Origin of the sequence: Vibrio sp. St2 (assembly GCF_947311885.1) — a bacterium.
Taxonomy (GTDB): domain Bacteria; phylum Pseudomonadota; class Gammaproteobacteria; order Enterobacterales; family Vibrionaceae; genus Vibrio; species Vibrio coralliilyticus.
This window is the reverse complement of the sequence record NZ_CAMZNA010000008.1, coordinates 182,997-188,999: the sequence shown is the minus strand read 5'-3', so window position 1 is coordinate 188,999 and position 6,003 is coordinate 182,997. Positions and strand designations below refer to the sequence as shown.

The following is a 6,003-nucleotide window of genomic DNA, read 5'->3' as shown; positions in this document are numbered from 1 at the left end:
GAGCTAACCTGTACTAATTGCCCGTGAGGCTTAACCATACAACACCCAAAGGGTTTTGATGGACTCAAAGCAAGAACAGATTGAATGTGTAGAGAACACAATAACAGCTTTCCAGATTAAAGAATTTGCTTGGCGACCATAGCGTTGTGGACCCACCTGATTCCATGCCGAACTCAGAAGTGAAACGCAATAGCGCCGATGGTAGTGTGGGGCTTCCCCATGTGAGAGTAGGACATCGCCAGGCTTTAAATTTAGACTTAGAGTCTAACCAGTGCGGAGCGGTAGTTCAGTTGGTTAGAATACCGGCCTGTCACGCCGGGGGTCGCGGGTTCGAGTCCCGTCCGCTCCGCCACTTATTCGAGAGTCGTCTCTTTAAACACGAATTTTAGGGGTGTAGCTCCAATTGGCAGAGCAGCGGATTCCAAATCCGCGTGTTGGGAGTTCGAATCTCTCCACCCCTGCCATCTTCAAGGCTCTAGTCGAAAGACTAGAGCCTTTTTCATTTCTCAGATCATCATTACTTCAACTGGTAGATTACGAAGTTCCCGTAATTATCAATAGCGCGTGTCAGTCGTAAGAATTTTTGCAGCGTAAGTCCAACCATCTTCAAAGCTCAAACAAGGTTCCTCCGACGAAAAGACCACATTGGTGGGAGTAGCAGTCTTCCAAGTTCAAGAGAATTGAGCTCTCCTTGCTTATGGGGTGCTCTTAGTACAGCTCTTTAGTCCAACATGCTTATTAAGACTGAGACTTCATAGTCGGGACTAAGCCGTTACTAATATGCCAGTATTCATTTCAGTTAAGGTAGGTTTCTTGATTCGAAAATTACACCGTCAATCTGACCTTAAGCTCCTTGTTTTCTAAGTCTTGCTTAAAACAAGCGATGTCTGAAAAGATGCTATATCACGATATCGAGGACGGGGGTAACGCACTGAAAACAGTTCATATTGATTATTCTCATAACGAAGAAATAAAAAAGCCCGCTCAACAGAGCGGGCTTGATGATTCAGCTGTGACGGAGCTTAATATTATTTTAGCAATGCTTCATTGCCATTTTCGCGAATGTGCTTAAGGATACCTTTTACACCACGAGCGCTTGAAGCTACAACATTACCTGATTTTACGTAGTCAGTGCCGCCAGCAAAATCAGTAACAATAGCACCGGCTTCACGAGCAATAAGCTCACCAGCGGCGATATCCCACGGTTTAAGGCCAAGCTCAAAGAAACCATCTACACGGCTTGCTGCAAGGTAACATAGGTCTAGAGCAGCAGAGCCAGTACGACGGAAATCAGAACAGTCAACGAATAGTGCTGACATGATCTTAAAGTAAGTCTCTGAATGCTGTTTTTGTTTGAATGGGAAGCCCGTTGCTAAAACAGTTCCTTGTAGGTCTTTTACTTGCTTGACGCGGATACGAGCATTATTAAGTTGCGCGCCAGAACCTCGTTGAGCGGTGAAAAGCTCATTCAGCATTGGGTCGTAAACACAAGCAACTTCTGTTTTGCCTTTGATGCGCACAGCGATAGAAACAGAGAAGTGAGGTAAACCTTTTACAAAGTTTGTAGTGCCATCCAGTGGGTCGATGATCCATTGTACTTCATCATCTTTACCTTGAAGAAGGCCTGACTCTTCACCAATTACAGTGTGATCAGGGTAAGAGGCTTTGATAGTATCGATGATGATAGCTTCTGCTTCTTTGTCTACGTTAGTAACGAAGTCATTGACGCCTTTTTGAGTCGATTCAATCTTCTCAGCATTTTCTAAAGATTTAGCAATATGGTTGCCTGCTTTTCGTGCAGCACGAATAGCAATATTAAGCATTGGATGCATACTAATTTCCCAACGGATGTTAAAGAACAGAAAAACGGGCGGCAGTATATCAGATAAACACCGAAATGGAAGTGGTTATTTTTTGAACTTTTGGTTTTATTACCGCAAAGGGTCTGACCATTTTACTCAGGTGTATGGTAATATCGCGCAGTTCGAAATTACGTCTTGGAAAACACCAATGCTAAACAATGTCAAAGTTGTACTTGTCGGAACCTCTCACTCTGGAAACATTGGCTCGGCCGCACGAGCAATGAAAGTTATGGGGCTGACTAACTTAGTACTTGTTGACCCACAGTGTGAGATAGATGAACAGGCAATAGCACTTGCTGCTGGTGCAGCAGATATCGTCCAAGCGGCACTGATCGTCAATACATTAAATGACGCTGTGGCTGATTGTAGCCTTGTTGTAGGTTCAAGTGCACGTTCACGTACTTTAGAGTGGCCAATGTTAGAGCCCCGTGAATGCGGTAAGAAATTTGTTGAGCAAGGAGCAACGTCTCGGGTTGCATTAGTGTTTGGCCGGGAGCGTACAGGATTAACAAACGAAGAGCTTCAGACGTGTCACTATCATGTTTGTATTCCTGCTAATCCAGAGTACAGCTCTCTCAATCTGGCGATGGCTGTTCAGACACTCAGCTACGAAGTTCGTATGGCTTATTTAGAAAAGCAGCAGAGTCAGTATCAGCCTAATGAAGTGGCGGAATACCCAAGACATAAAGAGTTGGAAATGTTCTTTTCGCACCTTGAAAAAGTGGTCACCAAGACCCAATTTATTAGCGATGAGCAACCGGGGAAAGTAATGAACAAGCTGCGTCGGCTATTTAATAGAGCTCGACCTGAAGCGCAAGAACTGAATATTCTGCGTGGTGTACTGACCTCAATTGAGAAAAAAATCAATCAGTAAATTGACCATAGCGTATCTATGGTTAAATACCTGACTAAAATAGTCAATTATATACTTGACCATTTTAGTCAGGTATGTAAAAATCGCCATCACATAAACAGTGTGGATATGGTGTTATATGAGACTTACATCTAAAGGAAGATACGCAGTTACAGCCATGTTAGATGTGGCTCTGCATTCGCAACAAAACCCAGTGCCTTTGGCTGACATTTCAGAGCGACAAGGGATCTCGTTGTCTTACTTAGAGCAGCTATTTTCAAAGCTACGCAAAGCGGGCCTTGTGGCTAGTGTTCGTGGCCCAGGCGGTGGTTACCGTTTAGGTGAAGACGCTCACTCTATTGCTATTGGTACAGTGATTGCTGCAGTAGACGAGTCGGTTGATGCGACCAAATGCAACGGTAGAGCAGACTGTCAAGGTGGAACTCGTTGCCTTACTCACACTCTTTGGCGTGATTTAAGTTCACGCATCAGTGACTTCTTAAACAACATCACTCTCGGTGAGTTGATGACGGATAACGAAGTCCTAGAAATTTCAGACCGACAAGATCTTGGTCTTGCGGTAAATCATGGGTTTTCTAACAAGAATTCTAACACCGCGCCCATCGGTGTAAATGTCCGCTCTTAAGCGGTTTGCCTGTTACATTGGAGTAGAGAATGAAACTGCCTATTTATCTAGATTACTCAGCGACTTGTCCTGTTGACCCTCGTGTGGCTGAAAAAATGGTTCAGTACATGACAATGGACGGTACGTTTGGCAACCCAGCATCGCGTTCACATCGATATGGCTGGCAGGCAGAAGAAGCAGTAGACACTGCTCGTGAACAAATTGCTGATCTACTGAACGCAGACCCTCGCGAAATCGTCTTCACCTCTGGCGCGACAGAATCAGATAACCTAGCTATTAAAGGCGCAGCTCATTTCTATTCTAAGAAAGGTAAACACGTAATTACGTGTAAAACTGAGCACAAAGCGGTTTTGGATCCATGTCGCCAACTAGAGCGCGAAGGTTTTGAGGTAACTTACCTTGAGCCTGAGTCTAACGGTTTGATTGATCTTAAGAAGCTTGAAGCCGCAATGCGTGAAGATACTGTATTGGTTTCTATCATGCACGTGAACAACGAAATTGGTGTGATTCAGGATATCTCTTCTATTGGTGAACTTTGCCGCGAACGTAAAGTTGTTTTCCACGTTGATGCCGCGCAGTCTGCGGGTAAGTTACCAATCGATGTGAAGGAAATGAAAGTAGACCTTATCTCACTGTCTGCTCATAAAGCGTATGGCCCTAAAGGTATCGGTGCACTATACGTTCGTCGTAAGCCACGTATTCGCCTAGAAGCACAAATGCACGGTGGTGGTCACGAGCGTGGTTTCCGTTCAGGAACACTAGCTACTCACCAAATTGTTGGTATGGGTGAAGCGTTCCGTATTGCTAAAGAAGATATGCAAAAAGATTTCGACCATGCTCTTGCACTTCGCAACCGACTATTTGATGGTGTTAAAGATTTAGAAGCTGTAACAGTTAATGGTGACTTTGAGCAACGTGTTCCTCACAACTTGAACGTTAGCTTTGCCTTTGTTGAAGGTGAATCTCTACTGATGTCGCTTAAAGATCTAGCGGTATCTTCAGGTAGTGCATGTACATCGGCAAGTCTAGAGCCTTCATACGTACTGCGTGCTCTTGGTCTAAACGATGAATTAGCACATAGCTCTGTTCGTTTCTCTTTCGGTCGCTTTACGACTGAAGAAGAAATTGATTACGCAATTGAACAAATTCGTACCGCAGTAACTAAACTGCGTGACATGTCTCCTCTATGGGATATGTACAAGGAAGGAATTGACCTAGATACAGTTGAGTGGGCTCACCACTAATTTCAATCAGGTTATTCCAAGTCAGTTAATAGAGGATTCGAGGTAAATATCATGGCATATAGCGAAAAAGTAATTGATCACTACGAGAACCCACGTAACGTTGGTTCATTTGATAAAGAAGACCCAGCGGTAGGTAGCGGCATGGTTGGCGCACCAGCTTGTGGTGACGTAATGAAGCTTCAAATTAAAGTAACGCCTGAAGGTATTATTGAAGATGCGAAGTTCAAAACATACGGTTGTGGTAGTGCAATCGCATCTAGCTCACTGGTTACTGAGTGGGTAAAAGGCAAGAGCATTGATGAAGCAGCAGCAATCAAGAATGCTGAGATTGCTGAAGAACTTGAGCTGCCTCCAGTTAAAGTACACTGCTCAATCCTTGCTGAAGATGCAATCAAAGCAGCGGTTGCTGACTACAAGAAAAAACACCAAGAATAAGTAATCTGTATATAATGGGAGCCTAAAGCTCCCATTCCGTTCGCCAATCAATAAACTAAGGTGCAGTATGGCCATCACAATGACAGAAACCGCGGCAAGTCGCGTTAGAACATTCCTAGAAAACCGAGGTAAAGGGATCGGTTTGCGTTTGGGTGTGAAAACGACAGGCTGTTCTGGAATGGCTTATGTTCTTGAGTTTGTTGACGAGCTTAACGAAGAAGATTCAGTATTCGAGCATTCTGGCGTTAAGGTCATTATTGACCAAAAGAGCCTAGCGTATTTAGATGGTACTGAGCTTGACTACGTTAAAGAAGGGTTGAATGAAGGCTTCGAATTTAACAACCCGAATGCTAAAAGTGAATGTGGTTGCGGTGAAAGCTTCAACGTATAATTGATAGCGCCTGCAGGTATTGCTTGCAGGTAGATTACCAAGGACCGAATTCTCCATGAATTACTTTGAATTATTTGGGCTACCAAGTCAGTTTCAGCTGGATGGTAGCCTTCTTTCTTCACAATTCCGTGAACTTCAAAAACGCTTCCATCCAGATAACTTTGCCAGTGCTTCAGAGCGAGACCGTCTTATGGCGGTTCAGAAAGCATCGGAAATCAACGATGCCTATCAAGTATTAAAGAGCCCTCTGTCTCGTGCAGAGTATCTTCTGGCAGAAAACGGTGTTGATACTCGTGGTGAGCAACAAACCATGAGTGATCCTATGTTCCTAATGGAACAGATGGAATTACGTGAAGAGCTTGAGGATATTACATCTAGTTCAGAACCAGAAGACGCACTATTCGATTTTGACAACAAGGTGAGCAAAATGTACAAGCAGCACCTGAAATCGGTAGAGCAGGAACTGAATGATGGCCTTTGGCAACAAGCCGCTGAGCGTGTACGTAAACTCAAATTTATCGCCAAATTAAAAAATGAAATCGAGCTAGTGGAAGAGAAACTCCTCGGCTAGT

General features: G+C 44.0%; 7 protein-coding genes, 2 tRNA genes and 1 rRNA gene. 9 read left to right on the top strand and 1 reads right to left on the bottom strand.

The features are described from left to right. Positions 1 to 128: 128 nt before the first annotated feature. The 3 genes from rrf (at position 129) to QMA41_RS20295 (ending at position 464) form a co-directional block, all read left to right on the top strand. Positions 129 to 244: ribosomal RNA gene (gene rrf, locus QMA41_RS20305) — 5S ribosomal RNA — on the top strand. A gap of 31 nt (positions 245 to 275) precedes the next feature. After that, positions 276 to 352 (top strand) — tRNA-Asp (locus tag QMA41_RS20300). Between the two features lie 35 nt (positions 353 to 387). Then, positions 388 to 464, top strand: a tRNA-Trp gene (locus QMA41_RS20295). 564 nt (positions 465 to 1,028) lie between these two features. Here the strand turns inward: QMA41_RS20295 and suhB are convergent. After that, positions 1,029 to 1,832, bottom strand: a complete 804-nt coding sequence (suhB, locus tag QMA41_RS20290) for an inositol-1-monophosphatase (protein ID WP_281630459.1) — start codon at positions 1,830 to 1,832, stop codon at positions 1,029 to 1,031. 178 nt (positions 1,833 to 2,010) lie between these two features. On the opposite strand from suhB, the gene trmJ reads away from it, so the two are divergent. The 6 genes from trmJ to hscB all read left to right on the top strand — a co-directional run bounded on the left by trmJ (position 2,011) and on the right by hscB (position 6,002). Next, a complete protein-coding gene (gene trmJ, locus QMA41_RS20285) occupies positions 2,011 to 2,736 on the top strand; it encodes a tRNA (cytosine(32)/uridine(32)-2'-O)-methyltransferase TrmJ (protein ID WP_281630462.1) in 726 nt (241 codons plus the stop codon). Between the two features lie 118 nt (positions 2,737 to 2,854). Then, positions 2,855 to 3,361: a Fe-S cluster assembly transcriptional regulator IscR gene (gene iscR, locus QMA41_RS20280; protein ID WP_038513385.1), complete on the top strand. Its 507-nt coding sequence runs from the start codon at positions 2,855 to 2,857 to the stop codon at positions 3,359 to 3,361. A 29-nt stretch (positions 3,362 to 3,390) separates the two neighbouring features. Next, entirely contained in the window at positions 3,391 to 4,605 is a 1,215-nt protein-coding gene (locus QMA41_RS20275) for an IscS subfamily cysteine desulfurase (protein ID WP_006959830.1), read from the top strand. Positions 4,606 to 4,656: 51 nt separating this feature from the next. Further along, a complete protein-coding gene (gene iscU / locus QMA41_RS20270) occupies positions 4,657 to 5,040 on the top strand; it encodes a Fe-S cluster assembly scaffold IscU (RefSeq protein WP_004412993.1) in 384 nt (127 codons plus the stop codon). Between the two features lie 67 nt (positions 5,041 to 5,107). Continuing rightward, entirely contained in the window at positions 5,108 to 5,431 is a 324-nt protein-coding gene (gene iscA / locus QMA41_RS20265) for an iron-sulfur cluster assembly protein IscA (RefSeq protein WP_006959829.1), read from the top strand. 55 nt (positions 5,432 to 5,486) lie between these two features. After that, positions 5,487 to 6,002, top strand: a complete 516-nt coding sequence (hscB, locus tag QMA41_RS20260; protein WP_281630458.1) for a co-chaperone HscB — start codon at positions 5,487 to 5,489, stop codon at positions 6,000 to 6,002. The last annotated feature ends 1 nt before the right edge of the window (position 6,003 follow it).

Excerpts from the sequence above, each read along its gene's own strand:
- QMA41_RS20275 (WP_006959830.1), top strand. The coding sequence starts at position 3,391 with ATGAAACTGCCTATTTATCTAGATTACTCAGCGACTTGTCCTGTTGAC.
- iscU (WP_004412993.1), top strand. The coding sequence starts at position 4,657 with ATGGCATATAGCGAAAAAGTAATTGATCACTACGAGAACCCACGTAAC.
- trmJ (WP_281630462.1), top strand. The coding sequence starts at position 2,011 with ATGCTAAACAATGTCAAAGTTGTACTTGTCGGAACCTCTCACTCTGGA.
- suhB (WP_281630459.1), bottom strand. The coding sequence starts at position 1,832 with ATGCATCCAATGCTTAATATTGCTATTCGTGCTGCACGAAAAGCAGGC.
- iscA (WP_006959829.1), top strand. The coding sequence starts at position 5,108 with ATGGCCATCACAATGACAGAAACCGCGGCAAGTCGCGTTAGAACATTC.
- iscR (WP_038513385.1), top strand. The coding sequence starts at position 2,855 with ATGAGACTTACATCTAAAGGAAGATACGCAGTTACAGCCATGTTAGAT.
- hscB (WP_281630458.1), top strand. The coding sequence starts at position 5,487 with ATGAATTACTTTGAATTATTTGGGCTACCAAGTCAGTTTCAGCTGGAT.